Origin of the sequence: Phytohabitans flavus, assembly GCF_011764545.1 — a bacterium.
In the GTDB taxonomy this organism is placed as follows: Bacteria; Actinomycetota; Actinomycetes; order Mycobacteriales; family Micromonosporaceae; genus Phytohabitans; species Phytohabitans flavus.
The window spans coordinates 6132905-6151906 of sequence record NZ_AP022870.1 but is presented as its reverse complement, the minus strand read 5'-3'; the positions used below and the strand labels follow the sequence as shown (position 1 = coordinate 6151906).

Annotated in this window: 4 protein-coding genes and 1 pseudogene; all 5 read left to right on the top strand. The window is 72.5% G+C overall.

The window, feature by feature from the left end; genetic code table 11:
- Positions 1–10: 10 nt before the first annotated feature.
- The 5 genes and pseudogenes from Pflav_RS49350 to Pflav_RS44055 all read left to right on the top strand — a co-directional run bounded on the left by Pflav_RS49350 (position 11) and on the right by Pflav_RS44055 (position 18996).
- Positions 11–1963, top strand: a complete 1953-nt coding sequence (locus Pflav_RS49350) for a type I polyketide synthase (protein ID WP_462933167.1) — start codon at positions 11–13, stop codon at positions 1961–1963.
- Complete coding sequence (locus tag Pflav_RS49345) at positions 1963–8658, top strand: type I polyketide synthase (protein ID WP_197938761.1); 6696 nt, start codon at positions 1963–1965, stop codon at positions 8656–8658. Before Pflav_RS49350 ends, Pflav_RS49345 begins: the two co-directional genes overlap by 1 nt.
- A 41-nt stretch (positions 8659–8699) precedes the next feature.
- Positions 8700–12608: pseudogene (locus Pflav_RS44065) on the top strand (type I polyketide synthase); the annotation flags it as partial.
- 149 nt (positions 12609–12757) lie between these two features.
- Positions 12758–17725, top strand: coding sequence for a type I polyketide synthase (locus Pflav_RS44060; protein WP_197938760.1), 4968 nt, complete (start codon positions 12758–12760; stop codon positions 17723–17725).
- Positions 17665–18996 (top strand): type I polyketide synthase, encoded by a 1332-nt coding sequence (locus Pflav_RS44055; RefSeq protein WP_173039169.1) that lies wholly within the window; start codon positions 17665–17667, stop codon positions 18994–18996. The genes Pflav_RS44060 and Pflav_RS44055 overlap by 61 nt, the downstream gene beginning before the upstream one ends.
- The last annotated feature ends 6 nt before the right edge of the window (positions 18997–19002 follow it).

The following is a 19002-nucleotide window of genomic DNA, read 5'->3' as shown; positions in this document are numbered from 1 at the left end:
CGCCCGCCGGGTGGACCTGCCCACGTATCCCTTCCGGCGCACGGCGTACTGGCTCCGCACCCCACCCGGCGCTGGCCCTTCCGCGCTGGCCCACCCGATCCTCAGTGGCGCGGTAGACGTGGCCGGTGCGGGTGGCGTCGTGTTCACCGGTACCGTCTCCCGTCTCGGCCAGCCGTGGCTAGCCGACCACCGCATCCTCGGCGCCACGCTGGTACCCGGCACGGCATTCCTCGAGCTGGCGATCCGAGCCGGCGAGGAGGTCGGCTGCGCACGCGTTGCCGAGCTGGTGCTTGAAGCACCACTCGTCCTGGCGGAGAGCGTGGACGTTTCGCTACAGGTGGTGGTGGACGGACCGGACACCACTGGCACCCGCGGCGTGACTATCCACTCGCGACGGCCCGGTGACGGCGAGTGGATCCGCCACGCCAGCGGTGCCCTCGCCACCGGCTCGCCGCCGCTCGCCCCGGACCTCTGCGACCCGCCGGGCGACGCGGTTCCGGTCGACCTGGACGGCGGCTACGACCGCCTGGCGGAGGCCGGATACGAGTACGGGCCCGCGTTCCGCTGCCTGACCGCCGCGTGGCGGCACGGCGACGACGTGTACGCCGAGATCCGGCTGCCCGACGCGGACCGTGCCGATGCCTTCGAGGTGCACCCGGCGCTGCTCGACGGTGCGCTCCACGCGTACGCCCTCGCCGGCGAGGCGGAGACGGCCGCTACGCTCCCGTTCTCCTGGACCAACGTGACGCTGCACGCGGCCGGCGCCACGGCGCTGCGAGTCCGCCTGGCCCGTACCGGCCCGGACTCACTACGGCTTGTCACGACTGACCTGAGTGGACAGCCGGTGCTGTCGGCCGACTCGCTCGTACAGCGTCCCGCGCCTGCCGGCCTTGCGGCGGGCGCGGCCGAGGACCACCTGTGGCGTGTGGAGTGGACGCCGGTACCACGCACCGAGCCGATACCCGAGGACGTCGTGATACTCGGGAGCCTCGACGGCGTAAACGCGCGGGTCGCTTCGGACCTGGGCGACGCCCTGCCCGCTGACGTGGTGCTCGCGCCACTCGCCGGCGACCTCACCACCTACCGTCCAGCGGCCGCGCACGACGAGACGGCCCGAGTGCTCGGCCTGCTCCAGGCGTGGCTTGCCGACGAACGGCCAGCCGGCGCGCGGCTGGTATTCGTGGGGCGGGGCGCGACCGATGGCACCGACGTCGCCGCGGCCGCCGCGTGGGGCCTGGTGCGGGCCGCCCAGGCGGAAAACCCCGGCGCGTTCGGCCTCGTTGACCTCGCTGAGCCCGCCGAGGGCGCAACGCTTCTCGCCGCACTCGCGACCGGAGAGCCGGAGGTCCGGATCGTCGCCGGCGAGGTACTCGCACCCCGACTGGCCCGGATCCGCGCGACCGATGACCCGGTCGAGTGGCGCGGCCCGGTGCTCGTGACTGGCGGCACCGGCGGGCTCGGCGCCGCCATCGCCCGCCATCTGGTGACCGCCCACGGTGTACGGGACCTCGTGCTCGCGAGCCGGCGCGGCCCGGACGCGAACGGCGCGGCCGAACTCGTCACCGAGCTTGCCGGGCTGGGCGCGCGCGCCGAGGTCGAGGCGTGCGACGTGACCGACCGTGACGCGCTTGCCGCCCTGCTGAGCCAGCACTCAGTCGGTGCGGTCGTGCACACCGCCGGCGTGCTGGACGACGGTGTGATCGCCTCTCTCACCCCAGAGCGGCTCGCCGCCGTGCTCCGGCCGAAGGTAGACGCCGCCTGGCACCTGCACGAGCTGACCCGCGATCGCGACCTGTCGGCGTTCGTGGTCTTTTCCTCGCTCGCCGGCACGTTCGGCGGCGCCGGGCAGGGCAACTACGCGGCGGGCAACGCGTTCCTCGACGGGCTCGCCGCACACCGGCGCAGGCTGGGTCTCCCGGCCGCGTCGCTGGCCTGGGGCCGTGGGACGCCGAGGTCGGCATGATGGCCGGGCTCGGTGCGGCGGACGTGGAGCGGATGGCTCGTGCCGGCCTGCCGCCGATCCCGGTCGCGCAGGGCCTCGCGCTCTTCGACGCCGCGCTGGCCACCGGCGAACCCGTAGTGATGCCCGCGCGGCTCGACCTCGCCGCCATCCGGGGAACGGGGGAGGTGCCGGCCGTACTGCGTGGGCTGGTCCGCCAACCGGCGCGCCGAGCCACCAGCCGGGAGGCGCAGGGACTGGCGCGGCAACTGTCCCTCGTGGACGAGGCGGAGCGGGCGGACGTACTCGTCGACCTCCTGCGCGGGCAGGTCGCCCAGGTGCTCGGCCACGCGGACGCGGCGGCGGTGGAGCCGGACCGCACCTTCAACGACCTCGGCTTCGACTCCCTGACCTCGGTCGAGCTGCGCAACCGCCTGCACGCGACCACCGGGCTGCGGCTGCCGGCCACGCTGGTCTTCGACTACCCGACCGTGCAGGCACTCGCCGCGTACCTCCTCGGCGAGCTGTCCGGTGTGGACGCCGCCGTGCGCGTACCGGCGAAGGTGCGGGCGAGCGCGGCCAACGACCCGGTCGTCGTGGTCGGGATGGCATGCCGCTTCCCCGGCGGAGTCACCTCGCCGGAGGACCTGTGGCGGCTGGTGAGCGACGGGATCGACGCGATCACCGAGTTCCCCACCGATCGGGGCTGGGACCTGGACACGCTCTACGACCCGAACCCCGACCATGCCGGCACCTCGTACACCCGGGAGGGCGGCTTCCTGCACGACGCGGCCAGCTTCGACCCCGGATTCTTCGGCATGAGCCCACGCGAGGCGACCGCGACAGACTCGCAGCAGCGGCTGCTGCTGGAGGTCTCGTGGGAGGCGATGGAGCGCGCCGGGATCGATCCGGTGGCCCTGCGTGGCAGCCAGACCGGGGTGTTCGCCGGTGTCATGTACAACGACTACCGGCTCCTCGGCAGCAAGGATCTCGAAGGGTTCCTCGGCAACGGCAGCGCGGCGAGCGTGGCGTCCGGCCGGGTGTCGTACACGTTCGGCTTCGAAGGCCCGGCGGTCACCGTCGACACCGCCTGCTCGTCGTCGCTCGTCGCCATGCACCTCGCCGTGCAGGCGCTCCGCGCGGGCGAGTGCGACATGGCGCTGGCCGGCGGGGTCACCGTGATGTCCACACCGGAGACGTTCATCGACTTTTCCCGGCAGCGTGGCCTGTCGGCGGACGGCCGGTGCAAGGCGTTCTCCGACGATGCCAACGGTGTTGGCTGGTCCGAGGGGATCGGCATGCTCGTGCTGGAGCGCGAGTCCGACGCACTCCGCAGCGGGCACCGGATCCTGGCGGTGCTCCGCGGCTCGGCCATCAACCAGGACGGCGCCTCCAACGGTCTCACCGCGCCAAATGGCCTCGCCCAGCAACGGGTCATCCTTCAGGCCCTGGCCAGCGGTGGGCTGTCCACAACGGACGTCGATGTGGTGGAGGCGCACGGTACCGGTACTTCACTCGGCGACCCGATAGAGGCGCAGGCGATCCTCGCCACGTACGGGCGGGACCGGGAGCGGCCGCTGCTGCTCGGCTCGGTCAAGTCGAACGTCGGCCACACTCAGGCCGCGGCCGGTGCCGCCGGTGTGATCAAGATGATCATGGCGATGCGGCACGGGGTCGCACCGAAGACCCTCTACGCCGAACGTCCGTCGTCGCATGTGGACTGGAGCACGGGCGACGTCCGGCTCATCACCGAGCCGACGGCGTGGCCGGAGAGCGGGCGGCTCCGCCGGGCGGGCGTCTCCTCGTTCGGCGTCAGCGGTACCAACGCCCACGTCATCATCGAGCAGGCGCCGCAGCGGGCCGAGGCGGTCGAACCAGCCACCGTTAAGCCGGCCGTCGCCGCCTGGCCGGTCTCCGCCAAGACACCGTCCGGGCTGGACGCGCAGCTGGAACGTCTCCGGTCGTTCGCCGCCACGACGGATTCCGCGGCGGTGGACGTAGGCCTCTCGCTGACCGGCCGCTCAAGCTTCGCGCACCGCGCGGTACTGCTGGCCGGTCCCGAAGGGCTCGCCGAGGTGGCCCGAGGCACCGTGCGCCCCGGCGGCCTCGCGGTCCTCTTCACCGGCCAGGGCTCGCAGCGACTCGGGATGGGGCGCGAACTGTACGGCCGGTTCCCGGTCTTCGCGCGGGCGCTGGACGAGGCGTTGGACCACCTGGACCCCGGCCTGCGGGACGTGATGTGGGGCGACGACCCCGACCTGCTCAACCGGACAGGCTGGGCGCAGCCGGCCATCTTCGCCGTCGAAGTAGCCCTCTTCCGGCTGGTGGAGTCGCTCGGCATCCGGCCCGGCCACGTCGCCGGCCACTCGATCGGCGAGGTCGCCGCCGCACACGTGTCCGGCGTCCTCTCGCTCGTGGACGCCGCCCGGCTCGTCACGGCTCGGGCCGCGCTGATGCACGCGCTGCCGGCCGGCGGCGCGATGGTGGCCGTGCAAGCCACCGAGGACGAGGTGCTGCCCCTGCTCACCGAAAGCGTGTCGATCGCGGCGGTGAACGGCCCTTCGTCGGTCGTCGTCGCCGGTGAGGAAGGCGCCGTCCTCGCGATCGCCGCCGGCTTCGCCAAGACCTCCCGGCTCCGGGTGTCGCACGCGTTCCACTCGCCGCTGATGGACCCGATGCTGGACGACTTTCGTGCGGTTGTACGCGAACTGTCCTTCGTCCCGCCCCGCATCCCGTTCGTGGCGAGCGGCGACGTGACGTTCCCTGAATATTGGGTGCGCCACGTGCGCGAAGCGGTCCGTTTCGCCGACGGGATCAGCGCGCTGCGCGGCGCCGGCGTCACCACCTATCTGGAGCTCGGCCCGGACGGCGTGCTCGCCGGGATGGCCGCCGAGTCGCTGCCCGACGACGCCACCGTCGTACCGGTCCTGCGCCGCGACCGACCTGAAGAGGCCAGCGCCGTCACCGCCCTCGCCAAGCTGCACGTGACCGGGGTACCGGTCGACTGGCCCGCCCTCTACGCGGGCACCGGCGCGCGGCGGGTCGACGTGCCGACGCACGCGTTCCTGCATGAGCGGTTCTGGCCGGAGGCCTCGGCCGGCCCGGTCGACGCGGCCGCACTCGGCCTGGCCCCCGCCGGCCACCCGCTGCTCGGCGGCGCGGTGGACCTCGCCGGCGGCGAAGGGATCGTGCTCACCGGACGTCTCTCCGCGCAGGCACACCCGTGGCTGCGCGACCACGCCGTGCTCGGCTCGGTGCTCGTGCCCGGTACCGCTCTGCTCGACCTCGCGGTCCGCGCGGCCGACGAGGCCGGCTGCGACCGGGTGGAGGAACTGACGCTCGCGGCGCCGCTGGTACTGCCCGACCAGGGCGCGGTACTTGTGCAGGTGCGGGTCGGCGCCGAGGAGCACGGCCGGCGCCCGGTCGGCATACACTCCCGTCCGGCCGACGCGCCGGGCGCCGCCTGGACCCAGCACGCCTCCGGCACGCTCGGCTCCGGCGCGACACAGTCCACATTCGACGCCGCCTCCTGGCCGCCCGCCGGGGCCGAGGCGGTGGACATCACCGGTTGCTACGAGACCTTCGCCGAGTCCGGCTCCCACTACGGTCCCGCGTTCCAGGGGCTGCGCGCGGTGTGGCGGCGCAGTGGCGAGGTCTTCGCCGAGATCGAGCTGCCCGATACGGCCGGGGAAGCCGGGGCGTACGGACTGCACCCCGCGCTTCTCGACGCCGCCCTGCACGCCGCCGGCGTGGTCGACCTCGGAGTGGCCGCCGGGGCGCTGCCGTTCGCCTGGGAGGGCGTCGCCCTCCACGCCTCGGGCGCCGCCGCGCTGCGGGTCCGGCTGACCTCGGCCGGGCAGAACGCGCTCGCGCTCGCCGTCGCGGACGCGGCCGGCGGCCCGGTGGCCACAGTGGACCGGCTGGCACTTCGGGTGATGCACGCCGAGGAGTTGCACCGCGCACCGGACGGCGCCGACTCGCTGTACCGGCTCGACTGGACCGCGCTGCCCGTCGAGCCGGCCGCCGAGCCACGCTGGGCGGTGCTTACCGGCTCCCCTGCCGACCTCGTCGATCCGGTACCGGACGTGGTGCTGTACCCGGTCGCCGGCGACCTCGACGTGTCTCCGACGTCCGTGCGGCGGCTGACCGCCGCCGCGCTCGGCACGGTTCAGGAGTGGCTGGATGGCGATCGGTACGGCGACGCGCGCCTCGCGGTGGTGACCCGCGGTGCGACCACCGGTGCCGACCCGGCCGCAGCGGCAGTGTGGGGACTTGTGCGCGCCGCGCAGGAGGAGCAGCCCGGCCGCCTGCTGCTTGTCGACGTGACCGACGGCGGCGGCTTGGAATCGGTGGCTGCCCTCGTCTCCGGCCTGCTCGCCGCCGGTGAGACGCAGGCCGTGGTCCGCGATGGCACCGTCCACGCCGGACGCCTGGTACGTGCTACATCGGGGCAGGCGCTCGTCCCGCCGGTCGACGGGCCGTGGCGGCTGGAGAGCGTACGCGCCGGCAGCCTCGACTCCCTTGCGCTCGTACCGTCACCGGAGTCCGCCCGCCCACTCGCCGCGCACGAGGTGCGCGTGGCGGTCGGCGCCGCCGGCCTGAACTTCCGCGATGTCCTCACCGCGCTCGGCATGTATCCCGGCGACGTGCGGGTCTTCGGCGCCGAGGCGGCCGGCACGGTCGTGGAGGCCGGCCCGGAGGTGACCGGCCTTCGGGTTGGCGACCGGGTCATGGGCCTTGTCGATGACGGCTTCGGCCCGCTGGCGATCACCGACGCTCGGCAGCTCGGCTTCGTACCGCCACAGTGGACGGACACGACGGCTGCCTCCGTACCGCTTGTCTTCCTGACCGCGTATTACGGCCTCGTGGACCTGGCTGGGTTGAAGCCAGGGGAGAGGTTGCTTGTCCACGCCGGTGCGGGTGGTGTGGGTATGGCGGCGATTCAGCTCGCGCAGCACCTGGGTGCGGAGGTCTTCGCAACGGCGAGTGAGGGCAAGTGGGACGCGTTGCGGTCGTTGGGGCTCGATGACGAGCACATCGCGTCGTCGCGTTCGCTGAAGTTCGCTACCCGCTTCCCGAAGGTCGATGTGGTGCTGAACTCGCTGGCCGGTGAGTTCGTGGACGCGTCGGTGGGGCTGCTCGGACCGGGCGGCCGGTTCCTGGAGATGGGCAAGACCGACATCCGCCGTGCCGAAGACCTGCCCGGTCTGGTGTACAGCCCGTTCGACCTGGCCGACGCCGGTCCCGTGCGGATCGGATCGATGCTCGCCGAGCTGCTGGAGCTGTTTGGCCGTGGTGTGTTGCGGCCGTTGCCGGTGACGTCGTGGGATGTGCGGCGGGCTGGTGAGGCGTTCCGGTTCATGAGTATGGCCAAGCATGTCGGCAAGATTGTGCTGACCATGCCTCGTGCCTGGGATCCGGACGGCGTCGTGCTCATCACCGGTGGGACTGGTGGTCTGGGTGGTGAGCTGGCGCGGCATCTGGTGGTACGGCGTGGGGTGCGGAAGCTGCTGCTGACCAGCCGCCGCGGTCTGGACGCGCCAGATGCGGCCGGATTGCGGGCCGAGCTGATCGGGCTCGGTGCGGATGTCGAGGTCGTCGCCTGTGATGTGGCCGATCGGGATGCACTAGCCGTCGTTTTGAATGGGCGTCGGTTGACCGCGGTCGTGCACACGGCGGGCCTGCTGGATGACGGCTTGCTTGAGTCGTTGACGCCGGAGCGGCTGTCCACTGTGTTGCGGCCGAAGGTGGATGCGGCATGGCATCTGCACGAGCTGACCCGTGACTCAGACCTCGCCGCCTTCGTCCTCTACTCGTCGTCCGCCGGCGTCATGGGGAGCGCCGGCCAGGCGAACTACGCCGCCGGCAACTCCTTCCTCGACGGCCTCGCCGCGCACCGCCGGGCCCTCGGCCTTCCCGCCATATCGCTGGCGTGGGGTGCTTGGGCGCAGGGCACCGGGATGACCAGCGGCCTAACCGACGCCGACATGGAAAGGATGGCGCGGGCCGGCCTGCCGCCGCTCAGCGTCGACGAGGGCTTGGCCATGTTCGACGCCGCGCTCGGCCTCGACGAGGCAAACGTCGTCCCGATGGCGCTCGACCTGTCCGCGCTCCGCGCGCTTCCCGAGGTGCCGTCGCTGCTCCGGGCGCTCGTGAAGACCGGCCGCCGGGCGGCCGCCAACGGCCACGCCGCGACAACTGTCTCGCTCGCCCAGCGGCTGTCAGGGCTGCGCAAGGCGGAACGCACCCGGACCGCGCTCGAGGTCGTACGCGGCGAGGCGGCAGCCGTGCTCGGGCACAGCGGGATCGAGGCGGTCGGCTCGGACATCGAGTTCCGGGCGCTCGGCTTCGACTCGCTCACCTCTGTCGAGCTGCGCAACCGGCTCAACGGGCTCTCCGGCCTACGACTGCCCACGACGCTCGTCTTCGACTACCCGACCCCGCACGCAGTCGCGGACTTCCTGCTGGCCAACCTCATGGTCGAGGAGGCGCCGGCGGCCTCCATCGCCGACGAGGTGGACCGGCTGGAGGCCGCGCTCCTGTCGTCCGGTGTGGACGGATGCGATCCGCAGGACCTCGCCGACCGCCTGGAGCGGATGGCCGCGAAGCTGCGGCAGTCAGTACCGGTGCCGGCCGGCAAGGCGTCCGAAGAGGACATCAGGTCGGCCTCTCTTGACGAGTTGCTCGACATCATCGATGACGAACTCACCCTCTCGTGAGGAGCCGCAGCATTCCCACCCCGCGTGACGAGGACGGACAAGTGCCCGAAGACCAGCAGGACAAAGTCGTCGAGTACCTGAGGCGGGTCACCGTCGACCTCAAGCGTGCCCGCCAGCGGGTGGACGAACTCGAGTCGCGCAACCGCGAGCCCATCGCGATCGCCGGTATGGCCTGCCGCTTCCCCGGCGGTGTGCGGACACCGGAGGACCTGTGGCGGCTCGTCGCCGAAGGGCGGGACGGCATCGGGGAGTTTCCCACCGACCGCGGCTTCGACCTCGACAGGCTCTTCGGCGCGGACGGCAAGTCCCGCTCGGCCACGCACGAGGGCGGCTTCGTCGACGATGTCGCCGGGTTCGACGCCAGCTTCTTCGGCCTCTCTCCGCGCGAGGCTCTCGCCATGGAGCCCCAGCAGCGGCTGCTGCTTGAGACCTCGTGGGAGGCCATCGAACGGGCCGGCATCGACGCTACCAGCCTGCGCGGCAGCCGGACCGGCGTGTTCGTCGGTGCCTGCGGTACGGGGTACGACTCGCTCCTCTCAGAGGAGTCCGAAGGGTTCGTCCTGACCGGCACCACGGGCAGCGTGATGTCCGGCCGGCTGGCCTACACGTTCGGCCTCGAAGGACCCGCGGTCACCATCGACACCGCCTGCTCCTCGTCCCTGGTCGCACTCCACCTTGCCGTCCAGGCGCTGCGGAACGACGAATGCTCGCTCGCCCTCGTCGGCGGTGCGATGGTCTTCGCCGACCTGCTCGTCTTCGTCGAGTTCTCCCGCCAGGGAGGGCTGGCGCCGGACGGCCGGTGCAAGGCGTTCGCCGAGGCCGCTGACGGCACGGGCTGGTCCGAGGGCGTCGGCGTACTCGTCGTGGAGCGGCTCTCCGACGCCCGGCGGCTCGGACACCCGGTACTCGCGGTGGTGCGCGGCTCGGCGGTCAACCAGGATGGCGCATCCAACGGTCTTTCCGCGCCCAACGGCCCGTCGCAGCAGCGGGTGATCCGGGCCGCGCTCGCCAATGCCAGCCTCTCACCGGCGGACGTCGACGCTGTCGAGGCGCACGGTACCGGTACCACGCTCGGCGACCCCATCGAGGCGCAGGCACTGCTCGCCACGTACGGGCAGGACCGGGAGCGTCCGCTTCTGCTCGGCTCCATCAAGTCGAACATCGGCCACGCCCAGGCCGCCGCCGGCGTAGCGGGCGTGATGAAGATGGTGCTCGCGCTGCGGCACGGTCTTGTACCCAAGACGCTGCACGTGGATGCGCCGTCGTCGCATGTGGACTGGACGGCGGGTGGCGTCGAGCTGCTGACCGAGCCGGCGCCATGGCCCGATGTCGACCGTCCATGGCGGGCGGGTGTCTCGTCGTTCGGCATCAGCGGCACGAACGCCCACGTGATCCTGGAGCAGGTTTCGGCCACCGATGCGGAGCCCGAGGCCGCACCCGTGCCAGCCGCCGTGCCGTGGATCGTCGCGGCGAAGGGCGATGCGGCCCTCGACGCACAGCTCACCCAGCTCCGGGCGCTTCCCGCCCCGGCGATTGTCGACATCGGACGGGCGCTCGCTACCGGCCGAGCCCAGCTGCCGTACCGGGCGGTACTGCTCGGCTGCGAGGAGGGTATGCCGGAGATCGCCCGTGGCGTCGCGGCTGAGCCGTCGCTCGGGATGCTCTTCTCCGGCGGCGGGGGACAGCGGCTCGACATGGGCCGTGAGCTGTACGAGCGCTTCCCGGTCTTCGCGCGTGCCTTCGACGAGGTGGTCGCCGGGCTCGACCCGCACCTTGCCCGGCCGCTGCGGGACGTGGTGTGGGGCACGAACCAGGACCTGCTCAACCAGATGGGGCTCGCGCTGCCCGCCCTGTTCGCACTCCAGGTTTCCCTGTACCGGCTGATGGAGTCGCTCGGCGTCCGGGCCGACTACCTCGGCGGGCACTCGAACGGCGAGGTAGTCGCCGCGCACCTGGCCGGCGTCTTCTCGCTGGCCGACGCGTGCCGGCTTGTCGCCGCCCGCTCCCGACTGATGCAGGCGCTCCCGCCGGGCGGAGCGATGGTGGCGGTGCAGGCGACCGAGGCGGAGGTCGCCCCGCTCCTGGTCGGTCGCGAGGCGTTCGCGTCGATCGCCGCGATCAACAGCCCGACATCGGTGGTGGTGGCCGGCGAAGAGTCCGCGGTGCTCGAGGTGACCGGCGGCTTCGCGGCCGACGGGCGCAAGACTTCTCGCCTCGCGATCACCCACGCCTCGCACTCTCCGCTCATGGAGCCGATGCTGGACGAGTTGCGCACCGTCCTTGACGGACTGTCCTATGCGGAGCCCGAGATCCCACTGGTCTCCAACCTCTCCGGCCGGCTCGCCACCCCCGGCGAGGTGTGCACGCCGGACTACTGGGTGCGGCACGTGCGAGGCGCGGTGCGCTTCGCCGACGGGATCGGTGCGCTCCGCGACGCGGGCGTCTCCGCGCTGCTGGAGATCGGGCCGAGCGGCGCGCTCTCCAGCATGGCTCAGGAGTGCCTCGGCGAGGACACGGCGACGGTGACGCCGGTGCTGCGCAAGGACCGGCCGGAGGAGGTCGCCGCGGTCACCGCGCTCGCCCGCCTGCACGTGGCCGGCGTACCGGTGGACTGGGCCGCGCTCTTCGCCGGCACCGGGACGCGACACGTCGACCTGCCCACGTACCCGTTCCAGCGCGAGCGTTTCTGGCCGGCGGGCGGCTCGGGCTCCGGCGACGTACGCGCCGCGGGGCTCGACGCCACCCGGCACCCGCTGCTCGGCGCGGCGGCCGAACTCGCAGACGGGTCCGGCGTGCTCTTCACCGGCCGGCTGTCGCTGCGCTCCCACCCCTGGCTCGCGGACCACGCGGTCGGCGGTGCGGTGTTGTTGCCCGGTACCGGCTTCGTCGAGGTCGCGATCCGCGCCGCGGACGAGGTCGGGTACGGCCGTGTCGATGGTCTGACCCTCGTCGCGCCGCTGGTGCTGCCCGAGCGGGGCGCTGTACAGGTGCAGGTGCGGGTCGGCCCGACGGAGAGCGGCCGGCGAGAGCTGGCCGTGTACGGCCGTGCCGAGGAGTCCGTCGACGCGCCGTGGACGCTGCACGCGACCGGCGCGCTCGCGCAGGAGCCCGGGGCCACGGACGGCTTCGACGTGTCGGTGTGGCCCCCGGCCGGTGCCGAGCCGGCTGACCTCAGTGGTTTCTACGAGCGGATGGCGGGCGGCGGCCTCGGGTACGGGCCGGTCTTCCAAGGGCTGCGCGGCGTATGGCGGCGCGGTGGCGAGGTCTTCGCGGAGGTGGCGCTCCCGGATGGGGCGCCCGATCCGCAGGCGTTCGGCGTGCACCCGGCGCTGCTCGACGCGGCGTTGCACGCGATCGCTTACGTGGACGGGACCGGCGACGGGCTGCTCCCGTTCGACTGGGCGGGCGTGGCCCTACACGCCTCGGGCGCCACGACCCTGCGCGTGCGGCTGGTCGCCACTGGCACCGACGCCGTGTCGCTGTCCGCTGTGGACGCGTCCGGCGCCGTCGTGCTGAGCGTCGAGTCGGTCGCGCTCCGGCCGCCCGCCGCTCATCGCAGTGGAACCGACTTGCTGTTCGCACTCACCTGGACACCTGTCCCGGCCGAGCTGCCGCCTCCGTTCCCGGATGACGGTCCTGTCGTGGTCGAGGCGATCGGCCAGGGCGAAGGGCCGGACGCCGTACACGCGCTGACCGCACGGGTACTCGGCCTCCTGCAAGCAGCCCTGGACGACGAACGGCGTTACGTCTTCGCGACCCGCGGAGCGGTGAGCGTGGGCGGCGAACCGGTACGCGACCTCGCCGGCGCCGCCGTGTGGGGCCTTGTGCGGTCGGCGCAGGTCGAGCAGCCCGGCCGGTTCGTCCTCGTCGACCTGGACGGCACCGACCTGCCCGCCCTTCCGCCCGGCGGCGACCAGGAGTACGCGGCGCGCGGCGGCACCCTATTCGTGCCCCGGCTCGCCCGGATGTCCGATGTGGAGCTGGTACCGCCCACCGGTACGCCGTGGCGGCTGGGCAGTACCCGGACCGGAAGCCTCGACGGCTTGGCGCTCGTGCCCGCCCTAGAAGCGTCTCGCCCCTGGCCGGACGCGAGGTACGGGTGGCGATCGGTGCCGCCGGGCTGAACTTCCGGGACGTCCTGACCGCGCTCGGCATGCGCCCGGGCGAGATGGGCGTGGCCGGTTCGGACGCCGCTGGCGTCGTGGTCGAGGTCGGACCGGAGGTGACCGGACTTCGTGCCGGCGACCGGGTTACGGGCATCGTGGGCGGCGGGTTCGGCCCGCTCGGCGTCGCCGACGAACGCTTCCTCGCACACATTCCTGACGGCTGGTCGGACGAGACCGCCGCCTCTGTTCCGGTCGCCTTCCTGACCGCGTACTACGGCCTCGTCGACCTGGCCGGGCTCCAAGCCGGGGAGAAGGTGCTGATCCACGCCGGCGCCGGTGGTGTCGGTATGGCGGCGATCCAGCTCGCCCAGCACCTTGGCGCGGAGGTCTTCGCGACGGCGGGCGAGGGCAAGTGGGACACGCTGCGGTCCTTCAGCCTGGACGACGAGCACATCGCGTCCTCTCGCTCCCTTGATTTCGCCTCCCGCTTCCCGAGAGTCGATGTGGTGCTGAACTCGCTGGCCGGTGAGTTCGTGGATGCCTCGGTGGGGCTGCTCGGACCGGGCGGCCGGTTCCTGGAGATGGGCAAGGCCGACATCCGCGAGGCCGGCGCCTTCCCCGATGTCTACTACCGGGCGTACGACCTAGAGGAGGCCGGCCCCGACCGCACCCACGAGATGCTGATCGCGCTGCTGGAGTTGTTTGGCCGTGGTGTGTTGCGGCCGTTGCCGGTGACGTCGTGGGATGTGCGGCGGGCTGGTGAGGCGTTCCGGTTCATGAGTATGGCCAAGCACGTCGGCAAGATTGTGCTGACCATGCCTCGTGCCTGGGATCCGGACGGCGTCGTGCTCATCACCGGTGGGACCGGTGGTCTGGGTGGCGAGCTGGCCCGGCATCTGGTGACGCGGCGCGGCGTGCGGAAGCTGCTGCTGACCAGCCGCCGCGGCCTGGAAGCGCCGGGTGCGGTGGCGCTGCGGGACGAGCTGGCCGGGCTCGGCGCGCAGGTGACGGTCGCGGCTTGTGATGCCGCGGACCGCGACGCGCTCGCCGCCGTTTTGAGCGGACATCGGTTGACCGCGGTGGTGCACACGGCCGGTGTACTCGATGACGGGCTGATCGGGTCGTTGACGCCGGAGCGGCTGTCCACTGTGCTGCGGCCGAAGGTGGATGCGGCATGGCATCTGCACGAGCTGACCCGTGCCTCAGACCTCGCCGCCTTCGTCCTCTACTCGTCCGTCTCCGGTGTGCTGGGCAGCCCGGGGCAGGGCAACTACGCGGCCGGCAACGCGTTCCTCGACGCGCTCGCCAGATGGCGGCGCGAGCAGGGGTTGCCGGCGCAGTCACTCGCCTGGGGCGCGTTCACCCAGGACGTCGGCATGACCGCGAACCTGACCGACGCCGACCGGGATCGCATCGCACGTTCCGGCATGCCGCTGCTCACCGTCGAGCAAGGGCTGGCGCTCTTCGACGCAGCGGTGTCGGTTGACGCAGCGGTGGCCGTACCGGTGCGGCTGGACCTTCGGTCGCTGCGCGACCGGGGCGCGGTGCCGGACCTGCTCCGTGGCCTGGTCCGGGCGCCGGTGCGCCGGGCGGCCACTACCGCTGGCGCGGGCGCGAAGACCTCGCTCGCCGAGACCCTGCGGGCGATGCCTGGCCCAGAGCGGGAACGCGCGATGGCCGACCTGCTGCGGGGCGAGGTGGCCGCGGTCCTCGGACACGCCAGCGGCGCCGCCATCGAGGTGGAACGCTCGTTCAAGGACCTCGGCTTCGACTCACTCACCGCCGTCGAGCTGCGCAACCGGCTCAACGCCGCGACCGGACTGCGCCTGAGCGCGACGCTCGTCTTCGACCACCCCACTATCCGGCACCTGACTGACCACTTGGTCAGCGACCTGCTGGGAGCGGAGGCGGCCGAAGCGGGTCCACTCACCGCCGTGGCCGCTGGCGACGACCCGATCGTCATCGTCGGCATGGGCTGCCGGTACCCCGGCGACGTGCGGTCTCCGGACGACCTTTGGCAGCTGGTCATCGAGGGGCGGGACGCGATCGGCGGCATCCCCGCCGACCGTGGCTGGGACCTCGCCGCCCTGCTCGGCCCGGACACACCGGTCACCGCGCTCGCCGGCGGGTTCGTCTCGGACGCGATGGACTTCGACCCGGACTTCTTCGGCATCTCGCCCCGCGAGGCGCTCGCCATGGACCCGCAGCAGCGGCTGCTGCTGGAGACCGCCTGGGAGGCCCTGGAACGGGCCGGCATCGCGCCTAGGTCGCTCGCCGGCTCGGACACCGGAGTCTTCTTCGGCGCGGGAAGCTCCGACTATGGCACCGCGCTGCAAGACGACGAGGAGTCACAGGGGTTCGTCCTCACCGGTACCGCGCTCAGCGTCATCTCCGGCCGTGTTTCGTACACGCTCGGTCTCGAAGGGCCGGCGCTCACTGTGGACACCGCCTGCTCCTCGTCGCTCGTGGCCCTGCACCTGGGCGCCCAGGCGCTGCGCACCGGCGAGTGCTCGCTGGCGCTCGTGGGCGGCGTGACAGTGATGGTGGATCCGCTCATCTACACCGAGTTCCGCCGCCAGGGTGGCTCTGCGGCGGACGGTCGATGCAAGGCGTTCGCCGACGCGGCCGACGGTACCGGCTGGTCCGAAGGTGCCGGGGTCCTCGTGCTGGAGCGCCTCTCCGACGCCCAGCGACACGGGCACCCCGTGCTCGCCCTGATCCGTGGGTCAGCCGTCAACCAGGACGGCGGCAGCAACGGACTCACCGCTCCGAACGGCCCTGCCCAGCGCCGCGTCATCCGCCAAGCCCTCGCCAACGCCGGCCTGGCACCGTCCGAGGTGGACGTTGTCGAGGGGCACGGTACCGGCACCGCACTCGGCGACCCGATCGAGGCGCAGGCACTGCTGGCTACGTACGGGCAGGACCGCGAGCGGCCACTGCTGCTCGGTGCGGTCAAGTCGAACATCGGTCACCTCCAAGCGGCCTCTGGGACCGTCGGCGTCATCAAGATGGTGGAGGCGCTCCGCCGCGGCATCGCGCCGAAGACGCTCCACATCGACGCGCCGTCCTCACACGTGGACTGGTCGGCCGGCGCGGTCTCGCTCCTGACGTCCACCCAGCCGTGGCCCGAGGTCGGGCGGGCACGGCGGGCGGCGGTTTCGTCGTTCGGCATCAGCGGCACGAACGCTCACGTCATCCTCGAAGAGCCGCCCGCGCCCGCTGAGCTGCCAGAGGAGGCGGCCGTAACGCCTGTCGTCGTCGCCTGGCCGGTGTCGGCTCGCTCGGGCGCCGCGCTGGACAGGCAGATCGAGCGGCTCAGCGGGCTCTCGAGGACTCCCCTGATTGACGCCGGCTACTCGCTCGCCACCGGCCGCTCGCTCTTCGGGCACCGTGCGGTCCTGTTCGCCGGCGCGGACGGCGTGGTCGAGGCGGCCCGGGGAATCGCCCGGGAGCGGACCCTGGCGATGCTCTTCACCGGCCAGGGCGCGCAGCGGCTCAGCATGGGGCGCGAGCTGTACGACAGGTTCCCCGCCTTCGCCGCCGCGTTCGACGAGGTGCTGTCCCATCTGGACCCTCGCCTTCGGGGCGTGATGTGGGGCGAAGACCTGACGTCGCTCGACCACACCGGGTGGGCGCAGCCCGCGCTCTTCGCGCTCGAAGTAGCGCTCTTCCGCCTCGTCGAGTCGTTTGGCATCCGGCCCGACCACCTGACCGGTCACTCGATCGGTGAGATCGCCGCTGCTCACGTGGCGGGCGTCCTTTCGCTCGCCGACGCCGCCACGCTTGTCTCCGCCCGGGCGTCCCTGATGGGCGCCCTCCCGCCAGGTGGCGCGATGGTGGCCGTACGTGCCACAGAAGACGAGGTCCGGCCACTGCTGACCGACGGCGTCGCGATCGCCGCGGTGAACGGGCCGGTGTCCCTCGTCATCGCTGGCGAGGAGGAGGCCGTGCTGGCCCTCGCTGGGCGGTGGCGGTCGAAGCGGCTGTCGGTGTCGCACGCGTTCCACTCGCCGTTGATGGACCCGATGCTCGACGATTTCCACGCTGTCGTGAAGGGACTGTCGTTCGCCCCGCCGCACATCTCTCTCGTGGCCGGCGGTGACGTGACGTCCCCTGACTACTGGGTGCGGCAGGTGCGCGAGCCGGTCCGCTTCGCTGACGCCGTCGCGACCCTGCGCGAACGCGGCGTGGACGCGATGCTTGAGCTCGGCCCGGACGGCGTGCTGTCCGCGATGGTCGGCGACGTGGTGCCGGGCGATGCGGTCGTCGTGCCGCTGCTTCGCGCCGGCACGGGCGAGGAGTCGGCCGCCACCACCGCCCTGGCCCGGCTGCACGTCGAAGGTGTGGACGTCGACTGGTCGGCTGTGTTTACGGGTACCGGAGCGCGCCGTATCGAGCTGCCCACGTACCCGTTCCAGCGCACCCGGTACTGGCCGGTCCAGCCCGCCACGGGTGACATGGCACTCTTCCGTCCACGGTGGAGGCCGCTCGACGTCGCGACAGACCTGGCGCCGGACACGGACACCGTCGTGCTGAACATCTCCCTGGATCAGGCCGGTGACTTGGCAGGGACCGCTCGGGCCGCGGTGCGGGCCGCGCTTGCCGCCATCCAGGCGTGGCTTGCCGAAGAAGGGCCTGCCGACTCGCACCTCGTCGTGCTGACCCGGAACGCGACGGCGACGGCGCCCGGCGAGACGGTCGACGGTGTCGCCGCGGCTGGCGTGTGGGGGCTGGTCCGCTCGGCACAGTCCGAGCACCCGGGCCGGATCACGCTCGTCGACCTGGACGGTACCGGCGAGTCCGAGGCGGCTCTTCCCGCCGCCGTGGCAGCCGCCCGAGCAGGGGCGATCCCCAGCTGGCCATCCGCGCAGGCGTCACGTCGGTGCTTCGGCTGTCTCCTGTGGACGACCAGCCGACACCGAGCACCATGTGGGAGGCGGCCCAGGAGGGCACCGTACTGATCACCGGTGGTACCGGCGCGCTCGGCGCGGCAGTCGCGCGGCATCTGGCCGCCCGCCACGGGATCCGGCACCTGCTGCTGGTCAGTCGGCGCGGTCCCGATGCTCCGGGCGCGGCCGAGCTGGTGGCGGAGCTGGCCGAGCTAGGCGCCGTTGCGGAGGTGGTGGCGTGTGACGCCGCCGATCGGGACGCGCTGTCCGGGCTCCTCAGCGGACGCCGGCTCAGCGCTGTAGTACACACGGCGGCCGTGCTCGACGACGGGATGCTGCGGTCGCTGTCCGCCGAGCGAGTCGACCGTGTGCTCCGGCCGAAGCTCGACGCCGCCGTACACCTGCACGAGCTGACCCGGGACGCGGACCTCGCCGCGTTCGTGCTCTTCTCCTCTGCCGCCGGCGTCACGGGCGCACCCGGCCAGGCCAACTACTGTGCCGCGAACGCGTTCCTCGACGCGCTCGCCCAGCACCGGCGGGCGCTCGGGCTCCCCGGTACCTCGCTCGCGTGGGGAATGTGGGAAGAGCGCTCCGGCCTCACCCGCGCCCTCACCGAGGGCGACGTCGCGCTGCTGCGCGGGCAGGGCATCGTGCCCATCTCCACCGAGGAGGGACTGCGGCTCCTCGACCGGGCGTCCGAAATGGACGAGCCGCTCCTGGTACCCGCACCGCTCGACCTCCGCGCCTTCGCCGGCCGCGAGGTGCCAGCCCTGCTGCGCGACCTCCCCGGCCTGCCCGCGGCGCCCACCGGCGACGGCGGCGCGGCACCTGCCGACCTCGCGGTGCGCCTGCGCGGCAGCGTGCCGGCCGAGCGCGAAGGACTGCTCCTGGATCTGGTGACCCGGCACGTCGCCGCCGTACTCGGCCACGACTCGGGCTACGCCGTCGACCGCGAGCGCGGCTTCGTCGACCTCGGCATGACCTCGCTTACCGCCGTCGAGCTGCGCAACCGCTTCGCCGCCGAAACCGGTGTGCGGCTGCCCGAGACGACCCTCTACGACTACCCCACCCCGCTCGCGCTTGCCCGGCACCTCGGCGCCGCCCTCGGCGCGGACAGCGAGGCCACGCCAGAAGGCGTCTTCGCCGAGCTGGAACGGCTGGAGGCCGCCATCTCCTCCGCCGAGTTCGACACGTCCGTCCGCGCCCGGTTGGCCAAACGGCTCGCCGCTGTGCAGTGGCGGCTGGAAGGCGGCACGACCGGTGACACAGGCACGACGGCGCTCACTCAGGCAACCGACGACGAGATGTTCGCCCTCATCGACCAGGAACTCGGAATCAACTAGGGAAGC